Consider the following 25,805-nt stretch of genomic DNA (forward strand, 5'->3'; position numbering starts at 1 on the left):
GCTTACTCGGCCTTCGCCTGCTCCCACACCGTCTCGAACTCGGCGGCAGAGATGGTCATCGGCTCGAACTCGGGATCAGCCGCGATCTCGTCCAACGGGGGCAATGGTTCTATGCCGAGCTTCGTGCTACCGGAGCGTCCCTCGCGATCTGCAAAGTCCATCCGGCCATCGGCATAGACCTCGACCTTGCGGACCTCCCACAGCTCGGGATTGAGTTCGCTGTAGAGCAGCACCGGGGTGTCATCCAAGGAGTGCAGCCACTTCACCTTGACGTATTTCATTTCACTGGAACCCTTCCACTGCTGATCAGCCTGCCCGTGAGATCAAGCGGCACTTCGTTGGGAATAACATAGACGCCAGCGCGGCCCTGCACCGCTCCTAGCCCCGTCGCGTCAATCTCAACATAGTGCGTGAAACGATTACCTTGGAATGGCTGGCCGAGGAACTCCCTCGACAACTGGGCGGGTGTCTTCGTGCCGGGGATGATGTCAGAGACATACTGCCCGTTACCGTATCGGACATCCTTCGTGCCGACACGCCACAGGGACGGATTGAGCGAGCCGCTCTCGGCGATGCCCGCTGCGCCCGCCTCGTTGGTGTAGTGATACAGGACTTGCCGCCCGCCGCTGCCGCCAACGCCTGCTGTCTCTGCGGCAACGACCACATCGCCAGCAATGCCAGGTGAGCGAAGCCGGCCAATCGCGCCGGCTTTGGTGGCCGGAGCAAAGACGGTAGCAACCTCAAGACCTGCGACCGAGAAGTTACGGGTACCACGTTCGATCTGCGCCACGTTGCCGCTGGTCACGTCCGAGAGGGCACCGCTGAAATGCGTTTTGATATCGCTCACCATACCGTTCACGGCGTACTGGCCCGTTGCGACGACTTGAGCCATAATATTGTTGGCAATCGACCCGTGGGATCCAAACAGCGTGTTCACAGCGAAGTTGGCTGTGCCGCCCAACGACTTGATAAGAAATTGTCCCCGTGCTCCGGTGACACCGCGAACCACCGCCGCAGCTCGCGGCATGCCACTGGCTTCCAGAATTCTTGATATTGTCCCACTACGCTGTGCGTTGATGTTGACCTGGTTCGCCGAGTTGATCGCGCTGGATATTTTGCTCGACAGGAATTCCCGAACATATCTGTTCGTATCAAAGCTCGCGATACGCGATATGTTGCTCGCAACCCGCCGCCCCGTGATGACGATATCCTGCCCGTCAAACGAGCCGTTTCCGTCCGCATCGAGCTGTTGACCCGCCCAGTCCCTCGCGCCCGTGACCGGATCGACAACCCACGTCTTGATCGTACCAGTGACCCAGTCTCCCCAGCTTTCGGAAGCATGGGCTGCGAATGAGCTACGGGAAAAGATTTCACTTCCGGGGAAGCTGGCCGCCTTGAGGCGTAGCTTACCGGCCAGCCCAATCTCATAGCCGGAGTTTTGTCCGTCGCCGCCGCGGCTCACCAGCTCTGGCGCCCCCCGCAACTCACCCGCCACGGCGCCGCCGATAGTTGAGCCGATGACATCGGGAAGCGCAGCCAGAATGTTGTCTCCGAAGCTGCTACCAGTGAGCAGGCTACGTGCCGCCGAACCCGCGATTGCGCCCGCGGTACTGGCGACTAACTGCTTGCTCATGTTGGCAGCATTGATGCCGCCATCCCAATCGACCCCGAGCGTCTTGCCGAGGCCACCGACCACGCCGCCGACCGCCGCACCGACCGCGACGCCGGCAAAGTCGAACTTGCTCTGAAGGCCGGTAGCGATCCCAACGCCCTGAGTCAGTGCGTTGCCGAGTGCCCCGCGCACCGCGCCGCTCAGGAACGGGCTACCTGCGATGTCCTTGAGCGCCGAAATCGCGCCCAGCCCGCTACCGATCCCTGCTCCGATCGCGGATAGCCCAACCCCCTTCCAGTTGAACCCGCCCTGCTGGATGCCGGTCGCCAGTCCAAATGCCTGACTCGCCACGCTGCCAACGGCAGCCGCGCCAATCGTGCCCGCGATACCGGCCGCGCTCGTTGCGCCGATCGAAAGCCCGGCCCCCGCCGTGGCTATAGCAGTGCCCGAACCCACAGCAGACCCCAGGCCGAGGTTGGCGAACAGCTTGGCCGCTGGGACACGCAATGCGACCGTCACCGCCACGGCGATTGCCACCATCAGGATTTGCCCGAACACGCCGCATTTGTTGCCCTTCTTGGGCTTTTGCGGGGTTGGGGTGGTGGGGTTGGTGTCGCCGAGGGTTTCGGCGGGGTCGTAGGGGGTGAAGGTCGTCGCATTATGCTGCGAGCGGCTGACACCGGAGGGGATGTGGAGTGTCTGGCCCGTGACCAGGCTGGTGCCGGCGGACAGGCCGTTGGCCTCGGCCAGCTTGTACCACAGGCTGGAATCGCCCCACATCTGTGCGGCGAGGCCCTCGAGCGTCTCGCCGCCACGCACGGTGTAGCTCCCGCCCGCGCCGCCCTGGCTGTGGCTGGTGATGCCCTCGTAGAACTGGTCGAAATCGGCGTAGGAGCTGCCGTAGCTCGCCCCGTTGTGGAACGCGCCCGACCCTTGCGTCAGCTCGCGCCCGTCGACCGAGGACTGGTAGTCGGTGTTGAGCGTGCCGTTGTTGCCGACATAGCCCATCTGCTTGCCGTTGAAACGGTACCAGATCTCCTGCGGGTCCCCGGTGGCGGCATAGTCCTGCTCGTTGCGGCGGAGCACCTGGCCGTTGACATCGTTATGGTAGGTCACCTTGCGCTGGCGGCCGTCGACGATCTCTGCCCTGTCGAGCACGCCCGACCCATTGCGGTGGTAGGTGGTGGTGCCGCTGGTGGTGCCGCTGAGCGTGGTCGAGGCGAGCACTGCGCCGTCGCGCCACTCATAATAGTTGTTGACGGTCGAGCTCGACCACGGGGTGTTGGTGCGCGATACGCTGGTGAAGCTGCGCACCACGGCACCCAGCGCATAGTCGCCGAGGGTCGCGTCGTTATAGTCGCTGTCGTAGTAGTTGGTGGTCGTGCTGGTCTGAGCGATGCCGCCGTCGCGTTGGACGACGGTCTCTGAGCTGACCTGGCCCTTGTCGTTGTAGATGAGGGTCCGGTCGTAAATCGCCTGCCCCAGTGCGTTGGGATCGTTATTCGGGTCGGTTGGCTCGATCGACCAATCGACCTGATGGGTGAGCCGGCCGAGCTGATCGTACCAGTAGCTGGCCTTGAGCGCGCCGGCGCCGGGCAGCGGCCCATCCGGCCTGACCGTGCCATCGCCGTTGTCGATATAGCCCGTCTTGGCGATCCGCACCTCGCGCAGCTGGCCGCCGGACCAATAGGTATAGTCTTCGCGCAGATCCGCCTGATAGGGGGCCTCAACATACTGCCAAGTGGATTCAGGCCAGCCATAAATCTCGGCCCAGGCTTGGCCCCACGCCGTCACCGTGCGCAGTGATTGGACGCGATTACCAGCGGCATCGTAGAGAATATCGACACCTTGGGTGCCGCGGGCGATGCCGCTGCCGGTCTGCACACCCTTGGCGGTGACCACGCGGTTCATGCTGTCATAGCGATACCAGTGATCGGTGGTGGTGACGGTGCCATAGGGCGCGCCATAGGGGTCGAGGTGCCGGAAGCTGGCGGTGGTGCGGCGGATATTGCCGTTGGCGTCATAGGCGTGGGCGGTGCTTGCCTCCGCCGCGGTGGTCGTCCCGGCCTCGACCCAGTTGGTCAGGCGATTGAGCGCGTCATAGGTCGCGCTGGCGTTCTGGAGCGTCTGTCCGCTGGGATAGTACCACTCGTAATATTCGCCGTTGATGAACTGCAGATCCCAATCGCCACGTTGCTTGCTGGACACCTCGCTGACCTTGTTCCCGTTGGCGTCATAGGCGGAGGTCTGGACGGTGAACGCGAAGTTGTGGCCCGGGCTGTGCGGGGCGCTGACGGGGTCGCCATAGCCCGTGGTGATCGTGCCGATCAGGTTGCTGTTGAGCCAGCCATAGGTCGTGGTTTCGTTGCCGGTCACCCGGCTCGCCATTCGGCCCGCGCGATCAAAGGTCATGTTGGCGACATTGCCGCCCATGTCGGTGGTCTGGACGGTGTGGCCGAACATGTCGGCCTTCTCGATGCTGGTCTTGCCGTTGTGATAGGTAGTGGTGGTTGTCCACCCGCCGAATGTGCCGAGGCCGCTGGTGGCGAGGGTGTAGCTCCACTGGTAGCTGGTGGAGGTGGTGTCGCCGCCGATCGCGACCGATGAGATGACGCGGCCCTGCGCGTCATAGTCGGTCAAAGCCTTGTTGCCCGAGCCCTGGAACGAGTTCCATTGCTGGATGCGCTGGCCAAGCCCGTCATAGGCGAAATACTCGGTAAGCTGGCCCCAGCCGGGATTGTCGCGGCGGATGATCTGGGTGACCCGGCCCATGCCGTCATAGCTGTGCTGCTCGTCCTTGCCGAGCTCGTTGCGCAGGATGCGCGCGTCGCCATAGCCGTCGTAGAAGGTCTGGAGCACGCCGCCATCGGCGTGGAATTCCTTCGCGGTCAGCGCTTCGCTGCCGCCATGGCCGGTGCCGGCCAGGAGCAGGCGAGTGGTGAGGTTGCCATTGGCATCGACCGAGCCGATCAGACGACCCGAGATGTCGTAGCGATAATGCTCGGTCGGGTTGACGGTGGAGACGACGCCGCTCTCGCTGGTAACGCTGACCTGCGGCGATACCCTGGTCAGCAGCCGGCCCATGTTGTTGTATGTGAAGCTGGTGGTGTAGCCGCGCGCGTCGGTCTCCGAGAGGACTTCGCCGAACGCGTTGTAGCTGCGCGAGGCGATGATGTCGGTAGTGGTGGAACTGGTCGTCGAGAGATTGCGGCCGGGCGCGCGGGTCTGGGTGACCATGCCGCGGCGATCATAGACGGCCAGCGTTGCGGCGATGCCGGAATGGGCTGTGTCGGCGTTGCCGTCGATCGCGTCGATCAGGTCGGTATAGTTGATCGCGGTGAGATCGACCGAGCCTTCCGACGTCAGGGTGAGGGTCTGGTTGCCGGCCTTGTCATAGGCGAAATATTTGACCACGCCGTCGCCGGCATTGCTGCGCAGCACGCGGCCGCTGGCGTCATAGTCGTAATATTCCTGATAGGCGGCCGTCGCCCAGGGGCCCGCGGTGATGCCGCGGCCGGTGAGCTCGCCATGCGCGTTGTAGCGCATCCGCGTGGCGTCGTAATATTGACCGCTCGCGTCGGTATGGGTCCAGCTGCCGTTCTCGAAGCGCGCGAAGCTCTGCGTGACCACGCGGCCCGCGGCGTCGTGGACGTAGAAGATCGCTTCCCTGACAGTCGTCCCGTTCGACAGCTGGCGGTCATAGCTTTCGGCGACCAGCCGGCCCATCGAGTCATAATGATAGTTGCGCGTGAACCCCGACGCATCGGTGGTCGAGGTCAGCCGCCCGTCCTCATAGGTGTTCGAGGTGGTGCGGTGGAAGAGGGAGCTACCCACTTGGCGGGTGAAGGTAAGCTGGTCGAGTCCGTTGTAGAAATAGCGCAGCTCCGGCGCGACCAGCGCCCCGGTATAGTCGTAGTAGGACGCACGCGTTTCTTTGATCAGGCGGCCGGCATTGTCGTAGGTGTAGGTGGTGACGTCGCCATTCGCCTCGGTCTTGGTGAGCACCTGGCCGAGGGCATTATAGGTGTAGGTGATCGTCGCGTTGCGATTGTCAGCGGTGAGCGTGCCGGTTCCGGTATCGATCGACCACGCCTCGACCCCATGGCGGGTTTCGGTGAGGCGGCGACCGAGCTTGTCGTAGCTGAACAGCGTGACGCGGTCGCTCGCGGTCTCGCCGATCACCGGCGGCGCGGCGGTGGTCGGCGTGCTGCCCTGGATCGCATAGCGGCGCTCGGTCAGGACATTGCCCTCCGCGTCATACTCCCATTTGGTCAGGAAGTTCTCGCGATCGACCTCGTGCGTCTTGCGGCCGAGCTTGTCGTAATAGGAGAAAATGGTGGCGCCGTTGGGATCGGTGGTCTTGATGACGTTCCCGGCGGCGTCATACTCGTAATAGGTGAAGGCGGAGCCAGTCTGGGTGACGAACGCCAGGCCGTTCCAATAGCCCGTGCGCCCGGCATCCTTGTAGCTCGAGGTCAGGCGATTGAGGTTGTCGTAATTATAGTAGGTGTCGCGCGCGGTGCCGCCAGGCAGGGCGAGGGTGCCGCCGGGTGTCGCCGGCAGCGTGACCAGCGTGTCGAAAGCGCGGGTCTGCTTGAGGTTGCCCGCTGCGTCGTAGATATACTGCGTGACCGCGCCGGTCGCATCGATCTGCGCCACCTTCCGGTCGAGATCGTCGTAGTAATAATAGAATAGCGGGCGACCATTCGTCGCATCCTTGGTCTGGATCAGGTTGCCGCGCTTGTCATAGGCATAGGTCTCCACCGGGGTATTCATGACCCCCGACAGGCCGACTTTGACGTCGCCCCCTGTCTTCGAGATCAGCCGGTTCGCCCTATCGTAGGCGAATGCCGTGTCGCGCTGCTCGGGCTGCCCCCATGCCTCGATCAAATGAACGAGGTTGCCGCGAGAATCATAAGAACGCACATTATAGGACTGGTCGGCAACCTGGTTGCCCGAGCTGTCATGGACTGGCGCATAGGTCGTCTGCCAGCGCTGAAGCCCGCGTCGATCATAGCTGTATTGGATGACCCCGCCGAGCTTGTTCTGTGTCTGCGTAAGATTACCGAACGCGTCGTACCAGCGATACTCGACCTTGCCTTCGGCATCGGTGGTGCTGGTGACCCGTCCAAGCTTGTCATAGGCGAAGGTCGTGGTGGCGTCGCTGGCGTGCGCATCATAGGAAGGCAGCGTATCGACGCTGGGGGTGCCGGTCGCCTTGCTGAAGCGCCGCGTGATGTTCGCGATCTCGCCGAACGCGGTGTAGCGGGTCTCGGTGACATAATTTTCGGCATCGCGCGACGAGAGAACACGGCCGTAGCTGTCGTAGTAGTTATAAGTCGAGTTGCCGCGCTGGTCGGTGGTGCGCACGACATCGCCGAATGCGTTATACTGGTAGCTGACCGTACCCGACGCGGCATCGGTCTGCGTCAGGACGCGGCCAAGACTATCGTGCGTGTAGGTCGTGGTACGGTGGAGCGGGTCCGAGACCAGAATGAGATTGCCAAGGCCGTCATAGACGAACTGGGTCAGCGCCTGCTCGGGCGTGTCATAGGCATCATAATGATGCGTCTTCCGGCCGGCGGCATCATAGACATAGATGGTCCAGGTCTGATCCGCGGTGCCGTAGCCCGTATATACATAGGCGAGCTTACCGGTCGCATAGTAGACATAGTCCTTCCGGTTGAACTCGCCATCATACTCCAGTGTCAGGCGACCGGCCGGGTCGTAGTAGAAGAGATTGGTGACATAGGTGCCGCTCCAGGCGTTGAACACATCGGCGATGGTCCAGCTATCGGCGGCTGATACCGCGGTGTCGTATCGTACCGTCTGAGTAACACGCCCCTCGGCATCATAGTCGGTGCGCGTGAGATAGCCTTCAGCGTCGATGGCGAAGCGCAGCTGTCCCCGGGCGTCGTAATAGTTGCGGGTGACGCGGTCGACGGCCGTCGGGTTTGCCGAGGCCCAGCTGTCCATGTCGGCCTGGCTCGGCAGCGACGTGGTGGCGCGCAGCGTCGCATACTGGACCTGCTTGGTGACGCGGCCGCTGGTGTCGTAGCTGAAGCCGGTGACCGCGCCACCAGCGTCGATCGCATAGGCGACGCGCCCGGCGGTGTCGTAGACCGCCCAGCTGGTGCGGTTGGCGGTGTTGCTGGCGGCGCCCGACGACGCGATCGCCGCCTTGACCGCTGCAAAGGTCAGACCCGAAGGGAAGCTGATCGCGGTCGCATAGGTCGTGACCTTGCGCGCCAGCCCGATCGAGCCCCAGGCGACATCGGATTCATAGCCATATTCGGTGACCTGGCCGAGCCCGTCGATCTGATACCGCAGTAGGCCCTGACCGTCATAGACATAGTCCATCTGGCGGTTGGCGGGGTCGGGGTTGGGACCCGTGCTGTTGATCAGCTGCTGGAAGGTACCGCTCGCGCGCAGCGCGGAATCGGTCGCCTTGGCGTAGGCGACCTCCTTCACCTTACGGCCAGCCCGGTCATAGGCCACGCGCGTCAGATAGCCCATGCCGTCGAGTGCACCGATGGTGCGACCATCCTTGTCGTAGAAGACCCGCGCGACGGCATCATTGGCGTGCGCCGGCGGCAGCACGACCGTAGTCGGCGTGGTGGCCTGGAAGGCGGCGAGCTGCGCAGCGGTCAGCTTGTTGACATAGCCGGTCGTGCGGATCAGCTGGCCCGACGCGTCATAGTCGTAGCTGGTGGTCGAACCGTCGCCGTCGATCGCCTGGAGCACGCGGCCTTCAGCATCGTAAACGTGCCAGGTCCAGATATCATAGGCGTGTACCGCGGGGCGGATCGTCGCCACGTCGATCGTCGAATTGGGGTCAGCGACCAAGGCGAGGTGCGTACTGCTCACGTTGAGAGCGAAGCGCGCGGTTGCGACGAGGCGATTGCGCGCGTCGTAGCGATACTCGATCAGGTTGCCATTTTCGTTGACCTCGGCGGTCTTCCGGCCGAGCTTGTCGTAGAGATAGTAATGGGCGACGCCCGACGCATCGGTCGCGGAGCGCAGGCGGCCGTTCGCGTCATAGGCATTGTTGGCGGTGCTGTCGGTGGCATAGGCGCCGCTCTCGGTGACGCTCAGCAGCTCGCCGGCCTTGCTGTAGGTCGAGACCTGCACCAGTCCGCCCGCCAGCGTCACCGTGGTCTGCGTCGCCGCGTCGTTGAAGTAGATGCTGGTGACGCCGCCGTTGAGATCGGTCGACGAGGTCAGTCGCCCGAGACCATCATAGACGAAATGCTCGGTGTTCTGCGTCGCGGTAACGCGGTTCAGCAGCTGTCCGGCCTGGTCGTAGGTGTAGTATTTGTGCGTGTAGCCATCTGCGGTCGATGCGTTTCCATCCGCATACGTCGCGCCATAATGGATCCGTTGGTGCAGGTTGCCGCGAGCGTCGAAATAATCGACCTGGACGTTCTGCATCTTTGTCTTGTCCGGGTTCGCGTTCCACCAGCTGGTGAGCTGCGCGAGCGAAAGGGCCGTATCGGACGAAAGGCCGCTCACATCATAGTGATATTCGGAATAGTTTTCCGACCAGTAGCGCTCGCCATAGCTATTATACCAGTAGCTCGTCACGAGTCCTTCGGCGCTCACGACATGCTTGAGCAGGTTGGCTGCGTCGTAGACGTAGCGGGTGGTGTGGCTGGCGTTCGCTGAATCCCGGTCGGAGCCCATGCGCGTTTCGGTCAACACCTGATTGGCCGCGTTGTAGGTGCGGGTGATGGTGTTTCCGGTCCGGTCGATGGCGGTGAGGACGTTGCCGTTGCCGTCATAGGTGTAGGTCGATGCCAGGCCGGCTGCGTCGGTGACGCTGGTGAGATCGCCGTTGCCGTTATAGCCGAACTGGACAATCTGGGCCGCTGCGCCGGCATAAGCGGGCGGCGAGGCGATCTGGGTGAGCTGGCCCGCGCCATCATAGTATAGCGTGACAGCCTGCCCCATCGGATCGGCGACCGTCGTATAGCCCGCGCCATAGGCGATGGTGGTGGTGCGGGTGATGCCGCTCGCCACGGTCTGGGTGATGGAATCGACCCGGCCGGACCCGTCATAGGTGAAGGCGACATGGGAGCCATCGGTCTGGCTGATGCTCGCGACCAGCTTGGACGTGCCGTGATAGCTGTAGGTCGTCGTATAGGCGTTGCCGTCGCCGACGCTGGCGTCGTTGGGCGTGAGATCGACGGTGACAGTCGAGAGGCGGTTGTACCCGTCATAGCTGTAGCGGGTGCGGGTGAGGCCGATGCCGTGGCTATAGGTGACCAGGCTGGTGATGTTGCTGCCCGACCAGGTAAGCTGGGTGTAGCCGCCATCGGCGGTGGTCACCTGGGTCAGTTTATCGCCGGTGTAGGTGAAGGTGAGGCTGTTGCCGGCTACGTCGGTCTGCGAGACGATCTGCCAGTCCACGCCATTGAGGGAGGTATAGACCTCGGTGACCCGGCTGTCGCCGTCGGTCCAGGTCCAGTTGCCGTTATAGGTGAGCGTGTCGTAGCTGCCCGACCCATCGGTCGCGACATAGGCCGAGCCGTTCCAGCTATACTTTACCTCGGCGCCGTCCGCACCGCGGCGCATCACATAGCTGCCGGCGGTATTGACGGTTCCCGTGAACCCGAACACGCGCCGGTCCATGCTCTGGCGCCAATTGTCGCCATTGTCGTCGCTGAAGTTGCCGAGGCTGTTATAAGTGCGGTTGATGCCGATATCGGGACCGCGGCCGGAGAGGAACTCGTCCTGGCGGCTGATCAGCAAATTGCCGTTGGCGGCATTGAGAAAGATATTGTCACCGCCGCGCCCTTGTGCTGCCGAGCCCAGTAGCCCGCCCCCGCCAATGACGTTCCCCGATCCGCGCTCGAACCCCGTCCCGGCTCCGGTGAAAATGGCAACCATCGCAAATCCCCCAACCGCGTCGGCCGCAAAACCGGCCTTTCAGAGAGGAGATCGAAGGAATCCGGACAGAGTTTAGGAAAATACTTCACGGCGTCTCGCCGGCGCAAACCATCCGTGGCGATCTCCGATCATCGGTGTTGCCCGGCTGAGACTCCAATGTCTGCTTACGCGGTAGCCTCAACCGAGAGCCGCCAGTCCGCCATCGGCCCAGAATCTGCCGGTAGGGAGTTAACGAGCACATGGTCGAAAAACTCAGCAGAACTTCCGTCATGAAATGCTCGGGCCGCCCCGTCCCCGTCCGAAGCTCCAGCTGATGCCGTTGCCGCGAACAATCCCGGATACGGTCTTGCCGGCCTGACGTTCGAGCACCGGCCACCATGGCACGAGCGTAAACTCACGCGATTTTTCGATCAGCGCATATCGACCGCTGAGCATGTCGATATGTCGTCGATAAATGCCCGTCACCTGCCCGCCCGTCTCGGTCTCGGCGAAGGGAATGCCGAGCCCCTTCGACAACTGGGCACCCACGCGCATCAACTCAAGCCGCCGTAACGTCTCGATCATATCGGGTCGATAGCTTACGCCCCCGCCGGATTCCTGTGCCAGCCCCTGTGCGACTAGCCATTGCCGACGGCGTCCCTGCGCTTCACGCACGTCATGACCGAAACCGGCGCCGCGCAACGGCATAGGTTCGGCAGAGATCATTTCGCGATCGAGCCAGCTCGCGGCATCGACGGGGACAAGTTGCTCCAAGGGCTGCGGCGACAGCGTCTCCACGATCACCGGCCGATCTTTCGCGCACGCCGTCTCATAGGCCGCAGCACGGGCCAGATGATCGGGCGCGATGATCCATGTCCCATCGGCCTCGCGCGTGACGCCGTCCGTCAGTCGGCGGATCGCTTCCAGGTGACGAACATGCGCCTCGGCAAACGCCTCGGTCGCAGAAGGGTCGTGTCGCAGGTGCAGATCGACATCGTAGTGGCCGTCATTGGCCGCAGCGATCTCGGCGACGACGCGATCAGAATCGCGCACGCCGAATGCCATAGGCTCGACGCGCACGATCGCGCCGGCGGAATGCACCTCGAGATATTCGCCCTTTCCGACCTCGACATAATGGGTGCGACCGTCAGTCGCATCGACCAGCAGATAGTGGCGATCGTTGAGCTCGTCGGACAAGCCCGTTCGACGATTCTCCCGACAATCGGGCGCACGCCCTCAACCGCTGGATCATAGATGGCCTGATTGGTGAGCGCCCGCACCTGGCCTCGCGCGGCAAAGGCTCGCTGCATGGTCCGGATGATATCGCCGCGCTCACCCATGCGGCGGAGGGTTTCGGCGGTATCGGGTGCAAGCCGCCAATGCGCCCCGCCGACCCGCTCCGCCAACCCCATCCGCTCAAGCTTGCGCAGACGCCCCATTCGGACCGCCTGGTCGAAGGCGTCGCGCCCCGCGGTGCTGACGAGCACGTCCGCATCCGCTTCGCGCAGCAACGCCCGATCGATACTGGTCAGCCGTTCCTGCTCGACTTCGGTGCGCAGCCTTGCCCGGATCGCGTCGGTGGAGCGCGGGCCAAGATCGAGGTCGACCAGTTCGGCGGCGCGCTCTCGCATACCCTCGGTCATATATTCGCGGGCGATGATCAAATCCTTGTCGCGATCGTCCTTCCCCCGCACGATGATACGGCTGTGCGGGTGGCCGGTGTTGAAGTGATCGACCGCGACCCAATCCAGCCTGGTGCCGAGATCCTGTTCCACTCGCTCCATCAGCCGTCGCGTCAGCGGCTTCAGATCATCATATTCGGCGCCATCCTCCGCCGAGACGATGAAACGGAACTGGTGGCGATCGCCCGTCTGCCGATCGAGAAAAGCCATCCCGTCGACTTGATCCGCCTCGGCCCCGTAGAGCTGTCCTCGTCCACAATCGCGGGTCGTGCCGTCACGCTCGATATAGCGGAGATGGGCGCGCGCCGCCGCCCTGCCCTTGCCTGCCAGTTTGACGATGCGGGATTTGGCGATGACCCGGCGCTGGCGAAAGGCCCCATAGACATCGCGGCTGGCGAGCACGCAGCCAACGCCCGCGCCACGTCCGATCCGACTGCCGTCGAAACGGTTACTCCGTCCGCCCGTCGCGCTGCCAGCCTGTGCGAGATTTGCCGCGGCGAGGACGCGATGAAGGAACTTCCGGCCCTGCCCCTTCCCGCTGGCTCGCATACGCCTCAATCGAGGCTCGAGTTCGTCGTCGTCACTCATGGCCGGCTCACTCGGAATCCATCCGAACGCCAGTGTGCGCGTCACCGGCGCCCAGGAAAACCGGTGCCAAATTTCGTCAGGATTGGAGCCGCCTTGCGCCATGCCTGGCACCACCTCCACCAGAGAGGTGCCGGAAATCGAGCGTCAGACTCGAGAATAACGATGTGCAGACAACCGCTTATGGTGCCGGCTCGCAGAGTTGGCACCATTGCTTCATCTTGCCTTACCCGCCCTCACCCTCTCCCCTCAAGCCAAGGCACAGAAAAGGAGACGGCGCCCGCTCGAGCACCGTCCCCTCGCCCCTGCCGGGTCATGCATCGGCAAGAGCCGATCGCGCGTCCGCCTCGCCAGCCAGGTCGCGCCGTCCGGTCATGCCGTGCGCGGCCCCATCGCCATCGACGATCATCGTCGCGACGAACCATCTGCCGTTCAAAAACCCGATGATCCGCACGCGATCGAGCTCGACCTCAGGTTCGCTTTCGCTCGTTCCGTAATAGCCGAGCCAGCGCTCCGCGAGGCGTGCTTCCCAGCAGAATTCGACCGCTTCCGCTGCCAGAAATCGCTGCGCCAGAGCCCCGCCCGCGCCACGCCCGAACTCGATTTCGAGCCCCGCAACCAGCGTCTCCATCACGCGATCCGATACGCATCCAACTTGCTCGAACATGCCCATGGGAACCTCCACACTTCATGTCCTCATCTTGAGGACATCGCTTCGAGGGCGGGCGGCGCGGCGGCTGTCAGGGCCGCGCCGGCTAGCCGGGGCGATGGTTTCGCAGGCTCGCGGCGCTGCCAGCCAGGCGCTTTCGAACCCCGGATGGTCCGTGGCGAAGTAACGGATAGGGTTGCCTGCCGTGATCCTGAACAGGTCGGGACGGCGCCGGTTTCCTGCCGATCCGGGGATCGGTTCGCCGCCAATGCGGGTCTCGACGACATCAGGAACGAGCGGCGCGGCCCTGCCCGACCGCGCCGCTCAAGACGCACTCAGGCGGCGAGGCGTGCCGTCCCGGTTTCGCTTCGCGCTACCTCGACGGCGGCGAGCCGCGCGTGCGCCGCGACGCTGCCGACACCGCCGCGCGCGGTATAGGCGGCGGGCGGGAACGCCATCCAGCGCGGCACCCAGCGCTCCACTTTCGTGCGGCCGCCCGCGCCGTCGAGATGGTCGCGGACGATGCGTTTCATGATGGCGGTCTTCTCGCTGGTATTGGCGCGCGCGACCAGTTCGCCCGCGACCTCGTCGACCAGCGCCTGCGCCACCTCGCGGTCGCGGATGAGGTCGAACAGCGTATCGTCGGCTTGCCACCAGTCGGCCATGTCGATGCCGATCCGTGCGCCCGCCGCCTCGACCGCATCGCTTCCTGCCGCCAAGCTCTCGCCCATCACCACCGCGACGCAATCGAGCAAGGCGGCATCGGGGAGATCGAGCAGACGCAGGAACAGCGCGGTCAGCGCCTCGCCGTCGCCGAACCGCTGCACGAGCGAAGCGCAGTCCGCATCAAACCCGAGCAGATCGAGCACCGCGCGGCGGCGCTCGGCGAACACGGCCTCGGCCGGACTTGCGGCGATGCTCGCCGCGATCGCCGGGTTACGCGTCGCCTGCGGCTCGGGATCGACGCGCCACAGCGGCGACCCCGCAATGGCGTGCGCGACCATGAGGCGCAGCGCGATGCCGGGCTGGGCGGTGAGCGCCGCGCGCGCGCGCGCGAGCTTCCTTGCGGGTCTGATAGCCCTCGTGGAACAGGACTTCGCCATTGCTGCGCAGCTCGACATAGACGCGCCCACCCTTGCGCTTGGCCGCGCGCGCATATTCCCAGCCCTGGAAATAGTCGCCGACCGCGAGCACCACGACATCGCTCCAGCCCTCGGCGAGATAGGCGTCGCGGCGCGCGGCGATAGCGTCGTTCTGGGCTGCCCAGAAGGCATCGGCATCGGCAAAATAGCGGTCCTCGCCGAACAGGTCGGCGATCAACACGCCCTTGTAGGCGTCGAGGTCGAACAATGCGTGGCGCGCCGGGATCGACTGGCCGCCGAACAGCCATGCCTTCAGCTGGTGGCCGACCGGGGCATAGGCCTGCGGATCGTCGCGCAGCGCGAGCCATGCCGCCTGCTGCTTCTTGGACGCCATGGTCAGATGGCGGATGGTGGCGGGGTCGATTTCTTCGGCGCGGTAGAGGGTGCGGATGCGCGGCAGCAGATTGCCGAGCGCGAGGATGAGCCGCACCCCGTCTTCGGGAGTACCGAAGGTCGCGCCGAGATCGGCGGGGTCGCGACCTTGCCTGACCAGCTTGACGAAGCTTTCCCATTGGCTGACCTCGTCGGGGTCGCGGCGCACGACATTCTCGATCAGCGAGGCCTCGATCGCATCGGCGTCGTCGCCGTCTTCAAGGATCGCACAGGGCAGCGGATCGGCATGGCCGGTCTGTTCGGCAGCAAGCTGCGCGGCGCGGAACCGCCGCGCACCGGCGACGACGCCATAACATCCCTCCTCGCCCTCGGGCCGCACCGCGAGCGGCATAATAATGCCGCGCTTGAGCAAGGTCGGCAGGATATCCGATACGTCGGGTGGCTTCTTGCCATGCCGCATGTTGAGCGGGCTGACCGTCAACTTGTCGAGTGGAATGAAGTCGAGTTTCATCGGTCTCCTCCTTGAGCCGGTCCCGGCCTTGCCGGGACCGGCTTCATGTTCGGCGGCGAACGGCCGCCCGCGTCAGCCGCCGCTGGACCTGTCGCGGTCCGGCGGCGGAAGCTCGGCATCGGGCGGCAATGTCAGCGCGACCCGGTTCAAGAGGGTTTCCGCCCAGAGGATCGACCCGGCGCGGCGCGACCAGTCGGTCCAGACCGACAGGCCGAACCGGGTCGCGAAGGCGATGTCGCGCTCGATGGCGAGACCATAGGGGAGCTTGACGCTGGCGATCTCGGCGAGGCTGAAGCTGCCGAGTTCGGGGCAGCCAAAGCCGAGATCGGCAAGGCCGAACAGCGTGTCGCCATCGGTGTCGAGTTCGCTCGCGAGCCATGTCGCGGCGCCCAAGGGGTTGAAGAATTTGACGAGCGGCTTGGGGTCGAGGCGCGGGTCGGCGGCGGTGGCGCGGGCATTGGCGTGCAGCGCCGCGCGCAGGTCGGGCGGGAGCAGGATCATGCCGCGATCCTTTCCGCTTGCGGAGCCTCGAGCGCCGCCGCCTTCGCCTCGCCGCGCAGCGCGAGCAGATGGTCTGCGGCACGCGAGGCAGCGGCGGCGGCGCGGAAGATGGCGCGATTGTCGGCGCGCAGCACGGCGAGCCACGCACCGAGATAGTCGGCATGGCGCACGGTCGGATGAATACCGAGCGCCGCGCAGAGAAACGCCGCGCCCATCTCGGCGACCAGTTCCTCGCGGGCGTATTTGGCCGAGCCTAACGGCCCGGAAAGGTCGCGCGCGAGGCGCGACCCGTGTCCGGTCCAGTGGGTGAGTTCATGAAGCGCGGTGCGATACCAGTTGATCGGGTCGCGGAACGCGCTGTGCGGCGGTACCTGCACATAATCCTCGCCCGGCGCGTAGAAGGCGTGCGCGCCGCCGATACGAAAGTCGGCGCACGACGCGTCGATAATCGCCTCGGCGGCGGGCGCGATGCCGCAGCGCCGCAGCGGCGCGGGGTCGTCGGCGAGACCGGGGCGCAGCCCGTCGCATTGCGCGATGTTGAACACGGTGAAGCGCTTGAGGAACGGCACGGCCTTGGCGGCCTCGCCATCGCGGGCGGCGCGTTCCAGCTCGGACTGGGGAACGAACCGGTCTGCGAAGACGACGCAGGTGCCGCGCTCGGCCTTGCGCACGCAGCCTCCGGCCTGCTGGGCCTGACGGAAGGTCAGCCAGCTTTGCGAGGAATAGCCGCCCGCGACGCCCGCCGCCCAGAGGATGAGGATATTGACGCCCGAATAGCAGCGCGCGGTGAGTGCATTGCGCGGCAGCGAAGGCGCGGCGGCGGCACTATCCCAAGGCTGAACCCAAGGGAAGCAGCCCTGTTCGAGTTCGGCGACGATGCGCTGCGTGACCTCGTCATAGAGGCTGGCGCGCGGCGCGTCTTCGGGATGGCGCTGACGGTGATGCGGCATCGTCTCCTCCTCGCCGCCCCAAAACCAGCATGGCCCCCGGCAGCGGGGGTGGGCGGCGAGCGAGCAAGGAGGCCGGTTCCCAAAGGGGCGCCGGCACCCGAAGGGGCGGAACGAAGAGGAGCAGCCGGGCAAGGCCCGGCTTGCCGGCGGCCCGAACCGGCCTTTGCTGCGAGCGGTCGCCCATCCCCGCTGCCGGCGGGCCGCCAACAACGCCGCCGCGCGAGCGGCGACCGCTGGCCCGCAGGGCATATGCGCCAGCGGGCGTTACCGCATGGCCGAGACCCCTAGGGGGCTCGGTGGCAAGGCGCAGACGCGCCATAGCACGCGGCCGTCCGGCCCCGGACGGGGCGCCGGGCAGTTCAGATACGCTCAACGTGTCAGCGGGTCGGAGACGCGATCACGCCCGGAGCCATCAGGAGCAGATCCCGCGTGGGAGCGGACGGGTGCCGAGCTCAGTCCAGTCGCTTGATGACCAGCGCGATGCCCTGCCCTCCCCGATACACATCGTGACGAGGCCCAGGCGGCCCCCCGACCGCTGGAGTTCGTAGAGAAGCTCGACGGTGTCGATCGCCCGACCCTGGCGTCGAAATCCTGGCATGATCGTCGAGGACACACCCTGGTTCATCAGCTCAGAGACTTGACTGATCACGCAATCCATCTCGCCAGCGAGACTAGAATCCGAACTTCGGCAATTATAGCCGCCGAAAACTCACCCCAGCAGCATCCACTTCCCGGAGCGGCTCAGCGCAACTGCTGTATCCATTCCCACATGTGCTGTTTCATCAGGTCCTCAGCCGGCGACGGCGCGTACTGACCTGCGAGAGCCCGAGCTTCCCGGGGCGTCACCCCAAAACGGGACCGGAAGGTCCGCGCAAAATTGGTCCGCCACGAGAATCCACAACTCTGCGCGATATCTGCAACGCTTCTTCCATGCTGCGTGGGATCCCGCAGCATGGCGTGAGCGAGGTGCAGACGGCGCTCGCGGACACAGGCTGTAAAACCGCCATTCGGTTCCATGAGATAGTAAAGCTTGCGGCGCGATATGCCGAGGCGTTCCGCGACGCCCTCGGCCGATAGCTCCGGATCAACCGCCCGATCAGATATCAGACGATGAATCTGGGCAGTCAGAAGGGGGTCTACGACATGGAGGCTTCTCTCGGGCGCGTCCGTATTGAGGACCGCCGCCGCCATCGCCAATGTGGGAGCGACGAGCGATTCCGCCTCACTGACGCTCATCACCGGGGCGGCGGCGAACAGGCCGATCAGGTGATTGCGGAACAGCGCGACCAGGGGCGCCGAGCCGGAGATGAGCCTAAGATTCTGTTCGTCCGGAGCCCTGAGGAGCGGTGCGAGCAACCGCCGCGGAACCGTCAGGTTGAGGCTGTCAAAATCGCTTGTGCAGGTCGCATGGGGTTGCGCGAGGTCAGCGATGAGCAAGTCGCCCGGGCCGGCCTCCGCGCCTCCAGCTCCGTCGCGAGAACCATGCCTGCCGGATAGGCAGAACTGCAGGGTGTAATGGTCGATTCCGTCCCGCCCGATCCGCGCCCGAGACCGATCGAAAGTCTGTGCAAGGCAGCGATAGGCGGTAACCACCACCTCGCCGAAATGGTAGGCTTCGGCGCGAGCCTGAAACGCAGCATGATCGACGCAGAGACGAACGTCATAGATCGCATCCATGCTGTCCTTCCAGATCGCCAGCGCCGCTTGGCTTGCGAGGCTGGTGCTGTCGAACAGGCTGTGGGGAATTGAGTGACCTGCTGGATGAACGTCCGTCATAGCCTCGCCTCCCCGTCGCTGATCCAGCCGAAGCCTGGACGGCGCTGGCCCGAATTCTAGCGCGCCAGCTCCTATCCAGCCAAGGATATCAAAATACATCAAACCCTCCGGACGGCGCATGGCCGCCCGGAGGGCCCGGTCGGGCTCAGGAACGAGGGCCCGACCGCCGAAGTCAGGCCGTCAGAAGGCGACCCTGAAGACTCCGGTGACAGCGTGATCGACGCCGTCGCTGCCGAGAACGCCGCCATAACCCACGCCGAACCCGATGCGGGGCGTCAGTCGCCAGCGCGCCTCCAGCCTGGCCACCGCAGCGTTCTCCGACTGAGCGGCGCCCAGGACTTCGAAGACGTCGCCGCCTTCGAACCGGTGACGCCCGACCGGATCGACATCGCCCCAGTTCCGCTGCCAGCCGGCCATGCCGCGGACCGAGAAGGAACCGCTCTGGGCTGTCTCGAACCGGATACCCAAGGTCGAGATCACCGCTTCCTCGTTGATCTTCTCGCCGGACAGGGCGGCGTCCCCGCCCTTCTCAACGAAGGCGTCGCTCTGCGCGCGGACCGCCGCCACACTGGCGAAGGGTTCGACCCAACCCCCGCTCACGGGCACGCGATAGCCGGCCTCAAGGAAGCCTTGCAGCACCGACCCATCGTACTTCGCTTCGACCGCGTCCTGGAATCCCGGGAAGGCGATGGAGCGCTTGGTCTGCGTCACTGTCCGGGCATAACCCAGGCCGGCCGAAACCCGCCAGGCGCCGAGATACACACCGCCATAGACCACGCCGTGGATGCTCTCGACTTCGCCTCGGCTGGCGCGACGATCGACCTCAACCTCGGTCTTCATGACCCCCAGGGCGGCGCCGATCGTCGCCGCTCCGCCGACCGAGCGGTCCAGGCCCACCATCATGCCGCGTCCATCACGGTCACCGCGGGCGGCGTTGAAGTTTCCGTCGCTGACGCCGCCGCCTTCGAACGCACGGGCCCAGATCGAGCCCGAACTGTCGGCGTCGGCCAACCGGTCCAGCACCGCTTCGCGCGGAACACGGCTGTCCTCCACCAAGGCCGTGCGGACGGTCGCATGGACCTCCCCGGACAGTTGATCGAAGGCGCCCCTAGCGACCTCGTCCGAGGCCAACATCAACAAGGCATCCTTGAGCGGATTGCCAGCCTGGAGGCTGTCGGCGCCGCCGGCGGCAGCCTTCTGGTTCGGCGTCAGCCCCGCCTCGGCCAGCGATCGGAGCTGACCGAACTCCACATAGGCCTGGGTCGCCGTATAGCCGTCGCGCAAGCCCGCAAACGCGGTCAGGTAGACGTCGTCGAAGTCAAAACGGCCGGTGACACCCTGCTGCGCCTCAGCGACAACATAGCGATGATGAAGCGTCAGCGCGCCGACCTGGTTGAGCGCCAGTTTGGAGCCGGTCTGAATCTCCAGCGCCCCTTCGGTGAGGAAGACATCGGAGGCCACGCCGCCGAAGTCTACGCCGAGCGTCGAACCCGCCTGGAACACCGAGGCCGCCGAGGTCAGCAGCGTGTCGCCCGCGCCGCCGTCGATCAGCCAGAGCGAACCCCCATTGTCGAAGCGCTCAAGGCCGGTCCAACGCGTGGTTTCCGCCGTGAAGGCGTCGCCGGCCGCAAAGATCAGGCCACCCGCGAGGTTTATCACCTGGTCGCCGGCGCCCGAGAACAGGCTCTCGCCGTTGCTGGTGTTCCAGACGTCGGCGTTGCGCAGCCGGGCGCTGTCGCCCCATAGCTCTACCGTACCAAGCAGCACGCCCGCGTTCTCAAGCGTGATCGCGCCGCCCGAAGCGCGCACCGCCCGGGATGTTGGCAGATCCTGATCTCCGCGGATGCTGCCGAAGTTGCCCATGATGATATCACCGCCGGTCAACGAGGAGACATTGATGCCGGCGTCAGCGCCTTGAACCAGCCCGTGTGTGGTGATGCTGGTCAGACCCGCGCCCTGGTTCAGGGCAGAGATGCCGTTCGCGGCGCCGACAGCGTGCATGGTCTCGATGACGAGGTCGCCCGTGTCCTGGCCGTTATTGACGGCGACGCCGTCCTGCTGATTGCCGACCACCCAGCCAGTCGAACGGACGGCCGTGTCGCCGCCGCCGAAATTGTTGACCGCAATACCGTTCTGACCGCCGGTCACGGCCGAAGCGTTTACCGTCGTCCCCGTGCTCTGGGCGCCGGCGTAGACGCGGATGCCATCCCCCCCGGCGCCGATCACCGACGCCGACGTGTTGACCGTGGCGACGCCGGTTCCGGTATGGCTGGCCGAGACCCCGTTGTCGCCGGCCATCACCGTATCGACATCGATGCGCAGGCTCTGGCCGAGTTGGCTGCTCGAGACGCTGACGCCATCGCCCTGAACCGTGGTCACAACGCCTTCGGCGACCACCAGGGTCTCGCCAGTTCCTCCGTTGTCGACGCTGATGCCCGCCCCGTTTGCCTGAACATTGCCGGTGAAAACCGTCAGGCCGCCAGCGGACGCGCCGTTGTCGACGCTCAGGGCCGTGCCTTCGGAAACCAGATCGCCCGTCCGGATGAAGGTGTTGGAACCGCCGTTGTTGATCGCGATGATCGCCGCATCGACGCCCGAGACATCGGCGACGTCGATGAGCAGTTCGCCTGAGCCCGTTTCGTTCTCAGTACGAATGCCGATCTCGTTGGAAAGGATCGGACCCGCAGCGCGGAGCACCGTTCCGCCGAGCCCAGAATTGTCGATGCGGACACCATAGTCATTGCCCATGACCGCTTGCAGATCCACAGTGACGTAACCAGACGACGGTCCCGCCTCGACCCAGACGCCGTCCTCCTCCTGGCCAACGACGTCGCCGGCGGCCGCTACCACGATCCCGCCCGTACCGGAGTGATCGACCTTCAAGCCCCAATCGCGGCCTATGACGTCTTGAGCAGCGGTCACACTGACGTTCGTCGCCTGAACGCCGGTCCGTACCGAGATTCCGGAGCCCTCTTGGCTGACGACTGTTCCGTCGGCACGAACGTAGACAGACCCATTGCCCTCCTGGGAAGCACCGATGCCGCTGCCGTTGTCGGCTCGAACGTCCTGGGTCCAGATCGAGATGTTCCCGGCGAGAACGTCGTTGAAGGCGCTCACGCCGCTCCCTCCTGCGACCATGCTTCCCTCAACCGTAATCGAGGTGTTACCCGTTCCCTCGTTTGCGACCGAGATGCCGGTGCTGCCGGCCATGACATTGCGGGTGATGACGGCGATGTCTCTCGCCGTCGTGGCATTGTGCGTCTGCAGGCCAGTGCTCTGTGAGTAGACGTCGCGGGTCCGAATGAAGGTGTCAGACGTCCCGTAGTTGTTGCCGAAGAAGGCGGGGTCCACCCCGTAGAGGTCCGCAACATCGACGAACAGCGCGCCGGAGCCGACTTCGTTGGTGACCCGGACGCCAAGAATGCCCGAGATGGGGCCCGTCGCCCGGATGAAGGTGTCGCCGGTTCCTCCGTTGATGACGTTGACGCCGCGGCCGGTGGCGGTGACGCTTTTCAGATCGAGAGAGACGTCGCCTGTCGAGTCCGGGCCAGCCGTGACCGAAACGCCGCGCGTGCTGACGCTGGTCACGTCGCCGGTCACTTTCAAACTCACGCCGCCCGGACCGTTCTGGTCGATCTCGATGCCCCTGTCCTGCGCTCGGACCGACGATAGCAGGAGGTTGACGTCGCCCGTGCCGATGACCCGGACGCCGTCGCCGCTCGAGTTGTCGATATGGCCGTTCCAGGTGACGTTGATGTCGCCGCCATTCGCCGTCGCGAGGCCTAGGCCCTGCAACCCGAGATCGGAATCGATCTCGCCGTTCGAGACGATGATCAGGTCGCCCAAGTCCGAGGAGAAATATGCGCCGCCGCCAGCCAGACGCGAACCCTCGATATCGATGTAGCTGACGGTATCCTGGCCGTTCACCTCGAAGCTGGATCCACCCCCGTTCGAGATGGTGTCGACCGTGAAACCGGGTGTGGTCGTGATCGAAACGGTCGGTCGATTTATCGTCTGGGTCGAGTCCAGCGATCCCGAGCAGGTGAAAACATTTGCCGGATTCTCGACGCACTGGGCCTTGGCGGGAGAAGCCAAGCCCACGAGGCTCATCGAGCCGACCATCAGCGCAAGGCCGGACACGGTGCGATGCAAAGTCGAAGCACGCCGGCGGCGCGATTCAGGGGGAAGCGAATGAGTAAGCAGCGAAGCCATAGTGGTGATCTTTCGTTCCTGATTGGGGGCGCCGCCCCGGCGCGATCAGGTTCGAAAATTCCCACGAACACGGCGCTACGGCGGACGCGGCTCATGTTTAGGCAATCGCCGTTCCACGTAGAGTTGCACCGACCGTCACCGAACGTCGCTGTTTCCATGCAACCGTTGCACGATGCCCGGCACCATTTTCGTGCAGTCGTGGGTCCGCATAGTTGCTCTGCGATGCGGAAAGAGCCGGATTCGGACGTGCTTTTCCGATGAGGTGAGCATTCCGACGATGCGTGCAACCCCACGCAAGTTGGCCCCTTCCTCGGCACAGTTGATACGTTCTTTGCACTCAGTGATACATCCTCCGCGATCGCGGGCGGGATGCTTGCATAGGGGGCGTCCAGTCGGCTCCAAGATTACGAAGGCCAGCTGGCCGGGCCGCAATCACTCCGCCACCTCAGGCGCAAGGGACGCTATCCTTTTGCTCAACGTCCAACTCCTGCGCTGTATGATCGCCGAGTTTGAGACGGATGTCTGACGACTTCGCACAACGGCTGACTTTGGCGCTGAAGGCTCTTTCGATGAGCCGCGGCAGACTGGCCTCGGAAATGGGCGTCGACAAGTCGCTGGTCGGACGATGGGCATCGGGCAGCGTGCGGCCGTCATCTCATAATCTGGAGCGGCTGACGCATTTCCTGGCGAAGAAGCAGCCAGGCCTGACACTGCTGGACTGGGATCGCAGCTTGCCCGAGTTCGCCACGCTGTTTGGCGTGGCTGCCGCGGTCGAGGCCAAAGCAGGACACGGCGCAGGCCTTTCCGGAGCGCTGCGAGCCATGGTGCGCAACGCAGTTGATTCGGATTTGACCGCTTATGAGGGCTTCTGGCGCACCACGCACGCCTCGGTGTTTCAACCCGGGCGCTTCTGCCAGCAACACGGGATCATTCGTATCGAAGACGACGAGTTGCACTTCGAACTCGGCGCGGACGGCATTCGCTACGGGGGGTCGATGTCCCCCGTGGAAGGGCAGGTGTTCGCCATCGCGAGCGATAGCGTGCGCCAAGTACCCTCCTTTCTCATACTGAACGTCGTACCCATGCCCAAGATCGTTCTGATGGACGGAATTTTGATCGCGGCCAGCAGCTCTCTGCGCATACCCTCCGCCTATTCGATCATCTTCGAGCGGGTTGGGGATCTCTCGGGAAATGGAGCCGCCGATGACGCCCATGCCGCGAGTTTGATGCAACGGCCCGAGTTCGTCCACGACGACGACGTAGCAGAGGTGGTTCGACAACATTTGCTGCGCGATTTCGGCCCCAGGGCGGCCCGAGAAGGCGGGGAGATGATGCTCACCGCGGCTCTGACGCCGCGGCTGGCGCAAATCATGGCGCTATCCCAGGCTCAGGTGGCTCAAGTTTCAACCGCAAACAGCCGGTCGCTCGTTTCCTTGCAACATCGACGCTGGGTGCAGCGCAGCATCTCCAGCTGAGCGTCGATGATCTACAAGCCGACCGGCAACCTGCGCGCGATCCGGATTCTCTGGGTCACACGAAGATCGAATATACGGTCCCATATCTCGGCGTCGATATCGAAGATGCCCTAATCCTCGTAGAGCGAACTGAGATTTGACGCTGGAGCGGCCCATCTGAGCCCGAGATGGGCCGCTCCAATATCGAACGGGCATGCGCCCCAATTTTGGTCGTTCAGCGTATCATCTGCGGTCCTAAAGCGGTCGTTCAGTTAGCGCCAGCCCGCATCCCGAGCGGCGCGCTCCGCTGCAGGACCGAATGGATCGCCTGCCATCATCGCCTGTGCGTCGGCCATCATCGCCGCGGCCGGGGAGCTGGCCTGGCGATAGGCGCCCTCCTGCCGCGACATACCGCCATACAGCCGCTCGATCCGCCAAGCCTTGCCGTTGGCGCAGGCGATGCCGCCGGTCGCCCCGGATTCGAAGGTGCGGCAATAGCGCTGCGCGCGGTCGCGGAAGGTGACGCCCACGCGGACGGCCGCCTCGGGCGTCGGCGCCGAGGCGAGCTGCGTATCGAGTGCGCGCGCGACCTCGCCGCTCGCGATCGCGGTGCCGCCATGCATCGCGATGCCGCCCGTGTCGCGCGGCAGCACCAGCGGTCCGGCGAGAAAGCCCGCGATCAGGCTCGCCGCCACCGCGCCGAGCCAGAGCGACCGCTCGCGCCGAGCAGGTCGGGAAGGGAGCAGCACGACCCTGGCAGAATCGCGCAGCGCGGTCTCGACCACGGACGGAATCGGCACGGCGGCGATGGGATCGAATGCCGCACGGAGCGATGCGGTAAGCTTGCGGTGCTGCTCGACCTGCGCCGCGAGGCCCGGGTGGGCGGCGATCGCCTGCTCGACGCGCTTGGCCGCGATGGGATCGAGTTCGCCATCGGCATAGGCCATCAGCGTCTCGGGATCGATCGTCATGCCGTTTCTCCCAGCCGCGCCATCAGCGCCTCGCGCCCGCGCACCAGACGCGAGGTGAGCGTGCCCATCGGGATCTCGAGGATCGCGGCCGCCTCCTTGTAGGCAAACCCCTCGATCACCACGAGCGCCACCGCCTCGCGCTGCTCGGGCGGCAGCGCGCGCATCGCCCTCGCGACGTTGCCCAGCTCCACCGTCATTTCCTGCCCGCCGTCCGCGCCGACGATCTCGCCGGTCTGCGGTGCGACGAAGGTCTCGCAGCGGCGCGTTTCGGCGCGGATGGTGTCGATCCAGAGGTTGCGCATCAGTCGGTACATCCAGCTGTCCAGTCGCGTTCCCGGTACCCATTGATCGCGTTTGAGAAGTGCGCGCTCGACCGATGCCTGCAGGAGGTCGTCCGCATCTGCCGAGCTGCGGGCGAGCGCGTGCGCGAAGCGGCGCAGCCGCGGCAGGTGAAGCAGCAATTCGTCCTCGAAACGCAATCCGTGAAAGCCTCTCGCTTGCGGGGATGAAACGGACGCCGCCATGCGTTTCATCCAGCATGACGCAGAAAAATCGCAAG

12 protein-coding genes and 2 pseudogenes are annotated in these 25,805 nt (G+C 64.8%); 2 read left to right on the top strand and 12 right to left on the bottom strand.

From position 1 onward, the window contains the following. Positions 1 to 2: 2 nt before the first annotated feature. From BDW16_RS05825 to BDW16_RS05865, 10 genes and pseudogenes are all read right to left on the bottom strand, one after another. Positions 3 to 281, bottom strand: coding sequence for a DUF6881 domain-containing protein (locus tag BDW16_RS05825; RefSeq protein ID WP_066581221.1), 279 nt, complete (start codon positions 279 to 281; stop codon positions 3 to 5). Beyond that, positions 278 to 10,501: an HYD1 signature containing ADP-ribosyltransferase family protein gene (locus BDW16_RS05830; RefSeq protein ID WP_066581219.1), complete on the bottom strand. Its 10,224-nt coding sequence runs from the start codon at positions 10,499 to 10,501 to the stop codon at positions 278 to 280. The genes BDW16_RS05825 and BDW16_RS05830 overlap by 4 nt, the downstream gene beginning before the upstream one ends. A 267-nt stretch (positions 10,502 to 10,768) precedes the next feature. After that, positions 10,769 to 12,852, bottom strand: a pseudogene (gene rlxS, locus BDW16_RS21925) (relaxase/mobilization nuclease RlxS). 208 nt (positions 12,853 to 13,060) lie between these two features. Next, a complete protein-coding gene (locus tag BDW16_RS05840) occupies positions 13,061 to 13,414 on the bottom strand; it encodes a hypothetical protein (protein ID WP_174532080.1) in 354 nt (117 codons plus the stop codon). Between the two features lie 317 nt (positions 13,415 to 13,731). Beyond that, on the bottom strand, positions 13,732 to 14,400 hold the full coding sequence (locus BDW16_RS21865; RefSeq protein ID WP_307695856.1) for a hypothetical protein: 669 nt from the start codon (positions 14,398 to 14,400) through the stop codon (positions 13,732 to 13,734). Continuing rightward, entirely contained in the window at positions 14,333 to 15,382 is a 1,050-nt protein-coding gene (locus tag BDW16_RS21870; protein WP_307695854.1) for a ParB/RepB/Spo0J family partition protein, read from the bottom strand. The genes BDW16_RS21865 and BDW16_RS21870 overlap by 68 nt, the downstream gene beginning before the upstream one ends. A 72-nt stretch (positions 15,383 to 15,454) precedes the next feature. Next, on the bottom strand, positions 15,455 to 15,883 hold the full coding sequence (locus BDW16_RS05850) for a DUF2958 domain-containing protein (protein WP_066581215.1): 429 nt from the start codon (positions 15,881 to 15,883) through the stop codon (positions 15,455 to 15,457). Next, positions 15,880 to 16,833, bottom strand: coding sequence for an ArdC family protein (locus BDW16_RS05855; RefSeq protein ID WP_100362714.1), 954 nt, complete (start codon positions 16,831 to 16,833; stop codon positions 15,880 to 15,882). The genes BDW16_RS05850 and BDW16_RS05855 overlap by 4 nt, the downstream gene beginning before the upstream one ends. 741 nt (positions 16,834 to 17,574) lie before the next feature. Beyond that, entirely contained in the window at positions 17,575 to 18,609 is a 1,035-nt protein-coding gene (locus tag BDW16_RS05860) for a helix-turn-helix domain-containing protein (RefSeq protein ID WP_066581367.1), read from the bottom strand. A gap of 180 nt (positions 18,610 to 18,789) precedes the next feature. Further along, positions 18,790 to 22,761: an autotransporter domain-containing protein gene (locus BDW16_RS05865; protein ID WP_066581365.1), complete on the bottom strand. Its 3,972-nt coding sequence runs from the start codon at positions 22,759 to 22,761 to the stop codon at positions 18,790 to 18,792. 578 nt (positions 22,762 to 23,339) lie between these two features. Between BDW16_RS05865 and BDW16_RS05870 the strand changes: the two genes are divergently transcribed. After that, a complete protein-coding gene (locus BDW16_RS05870) occupies positions 23,340 to 24,296 on the top strand; it encodes a helix-turn-helix domain-containing protein (RefSeq protein WP_066581364.1) in 957 nt (318 codons plus the stop codon). Further along, positions 24,297 to 24,436 (top strand): annotated as a pseudogene (locus BDW16_RS21590) (integrase); the annotation flags it as partial. 111 nt (positions 24,437 to 24,547) lie between these two features. Here BDW16_RS21590 and BDW16_RS05875 read toward each other — a convergent pair. After that, positions 24,548 to 25,246, bottom strand: coding sequence for an anti-sigma factor family protein (locus BDW16_RS05875; RefSeq protein ID WP_066581363.1), 699 nt, complete (start codon positions 25,244 to 25,246; stop codon positions 24,548 to 24,550). Continuing rightward, on the bottom strand, positions 25,243 to 25,725 hold the full coding sequence (locus BDW16_RS05880; protein ID WP_066581362.1) for an RNA polymerase sigma factor: 483 nt from the start codon (positions 25,723 to 25,725) through the stop codon (positions 25,243 to 25,245). The genes BDW16_RS05875 and BDW16_RS05880 overlap by 4 nt, the downstream gene beginning before the upstream one ends. Positions 25,726 to 25,805 lie beyond the last annotated feature (80 nt).

Source organism: Sphingomonas koreensis (assembly GCF_002797435.1).
GTDB classification, from domain to species: domain Bacteria; phylum Pseudomonadota; class Alphaproteobacteria; order Sphingomonadales; family Sphingomonadaceae; genus Sphingomonas; species Sphingomonas koreensis.